This is a genomic window from Deltaproteobacteria bacterium, assembly GCA_009930495.1.
Classification (GTDB): Bacteria; Desulfobacterota; Desulfovibrionia; order Desulfovibrionales; family Desulfomicrobiaceae; genus Desulfomicrobium.
The window spans coordinates 1-1,889 of record RZYB01000328.1 but is presented as its reverse complement, the minus strand read 5'-3'; the positions used below and the strand labels follow the sequence as shown (position 1 = coordinate 1,889).

The following is a 1,889-nucleotide window of genomic DNA, read 5'->3' as shown; positions in this document are numbered from 1 at the left end:
CACGACGCCGCAACGCGGACATTCTGTCGCGGACGCGTCCAATTCAAATTGGCATTTGGGACAGGGTATGCGCATCGTGCCTCCGTGGCACACGGTTTCGTAAAACGGGTGTGGTCAAAACAGTGGATCAGTCCTGGTTGTCAGGGCTCCCGCAATTCGGTCATGATCAGCCCGACAAAACCGCCTGTGGCGTTCCTGTAATCCCAGCCGAGATGGGCCCCGCACTGACGGCAAAAGGCAAACCTCCACGGATATCCGGGAAACCACGTGAATTCGGGCGTAAATTCGCCCTCGAAACGACAGCCCGGAGCCAGGGCGAAGCATCCGACTTCAAACAGAATGCCCGCCGGATTGAACACGGTGTGCAGATGCTTGCCATTCATGGCGATTCGGTCTTGATTCTTCGCCACGGGAAGGCCACAGGTTCGACAGAGCAGGGCGCGGCCATCGGCCTCATCGAGCCGGGGCGCGTCACTGACGGCAACGCCTGTCCCGGCATCAAAAAGGAAAACATTCGGCCATGACCAGTGCATGGCCAAAAACCTATCCCAATCCAAATCCGAAGCAAAGAGGAGACCTCATGAGCATGCTCGACCTGCGCTTGGCCCAAGCCCAAATCCTGACCCTGGTCTGGGAGCAAACCGCCGCTCGTTTCGGCCGGGACGAGGCCACCGCCATTCTGGCAGCAGCCTTGGCCGATGACGCCCGCGCGGCTGGCGCGGCCTTTGCGCGGCAGGCCCCGCACGGTCCCGATCTGGCCCATTTCGCCACGGTTTTGGACCGGTGGCGTGAAGGGGACGCGCTGCGCATCGCGGATGTCGTCCTGGCCGAAACCACCCTGTCCTTTACGGTCACGGATTGCGCCTATGCCCGTGGCTACGCGGACATGGGCCTGCCCCCGGATCTCATTCCCCTGCTGTCCTGCGTCCGCGACGAACCCTTTGCCCAAGGCTACAGCCCTCATCTGTCCATGCACCGGCCCTTCACCATTGCCGGGGGCGCGGCCGGATGCCGCTTCATATTTACGTGGCTGGCGTAAACCTACAAAAATATCTATTTAATTTCAGAATATTATCGTTGTTAGCAACAAGACGAACACGACCGGCGGCGCAATGTTCCCATCCGTGTTTGCGTTGTGTTCCTTGCGTGTTCGTATCCCGTTCCTACGACTGATCCGACATTCTGCCACGCCAAAAGCCCAGATGCCTGTTCCTTGCGCGGATCATTTTTTTTGCAAACAATAACCTACAAAATTTCGAACATGTTTTTTTCATATATTTCAGAGTAATATTTATTTTACAAACAAAGTGTCGGGCATCTTCGGCCTTCAGAAAAACTGTTCCCGTGTTGGTCATTCCGTGTTTCTCATCTGTTCGTAACTCGGCCACATTTGTTCACAACGTGTTCGGGGCGTGTGTTCGTGGCATCTTTTCGCGGACCCGCATCGAATTGGACAGGCTTCAAACAATTCCCAGGGAGCATGCATGGCGAAAAAAAATGCACGGCGTCCATGGAGCGGACGCCGTGCACCAAAAAGGAGCAGGGATAAAACGTCAGGGCAAAAGTGCCTGCCCCGCCTTGACCGCCAGATCGTAAACCGGTGCCGGCATGATGCCGAGGAGCAGGATTACCGCCGCGAACACTGTGCCAAGTACCATGCCGCCGTCCTTGGCCGGCGCGGGCTCGGCCGCCGGGTCGTGGGTGTAGGCATGGCGGACCAGGCTCAGGTAGAAGTAGATGGAAATGGCCGTGTTCAGGGCCGCGACGATGACCAGCCAGTCATAGCCATGTCCCCAGGCCGCCGTGAGCAGGAAGAGCTTGCCCATGAATCCGGCCGTTGGCGGCAGGCCCACCAGGGAAAAGGCGGCCACGGCCAGGACAAAGGCCAG

At 58.1% G+C, this 1,889-nt stretch carries 3 protein-coding genes; 1 reads left to right on the top strand and 2 read right to left on the bottom strand.

What is annotated here, in order from left to right; translation table 11 throughout:
- Positions 1-140 precede the first annotated feature (140 nt).
- The gene (locus tag EOL86_14355) at positions 141-533 is read right to left on the bottom strand and encodes a hypothetical protein (GenBank protein ID NCD26754.1); all 393 of its coding nucleotides are present in this window, start codon (positions 531-533) and stop codon (positions 141-143) included.
- On the opposite strand from EOL86_14355, the gene EOL86_14350 reads away from it, so the two are divergent.
- The gene (locus EOL86_14350) at positions 521-1,039 is read left to right on the top strand and encodes an L-2-amino-thiazoline-4-carboxylic acid hydrolase (protein ID NCD26753.1); all 519 of its coding nucleotides are present in this window, start codon (positions 521-523) and stop codon (positions 1,037-1,039) included. The two genes, EOL86_14355 and EOL86_14350, sit on opposite strands and share 13 nt — an antisense overlap.
- A 514-nt stretch (positions 1,040-1,553) precedes the next feature.
- Here the strand turns inward: EOL86_14350 and EOL86_14345 are convergent.
- Positions 1,554-1,889 (bottom strand): NADH-quinone oxidoreductase subunit N (locus EOL86_14345; GenBank protein NCD26752.1); only part of this gene is annotated, 336 nt, incomplete at its 5' end.

Excerpts from the sequence above, each read along its gene's own strand:
- EOL86_14355 (NCD26754.1), bottom strand. The coding sequence starts at position 533 with ATGCACTGGTCATGGCCGAATGTTTTCCTTTTTGATGCCGGGACAGGC.
- EOL86_14350 (NCD26753.1), top strand. The coding sequence starts at position 521 with ATGACCAGTGCATGGCCAAAAACCTATCCCAATCCAAATCCGAAGCAA.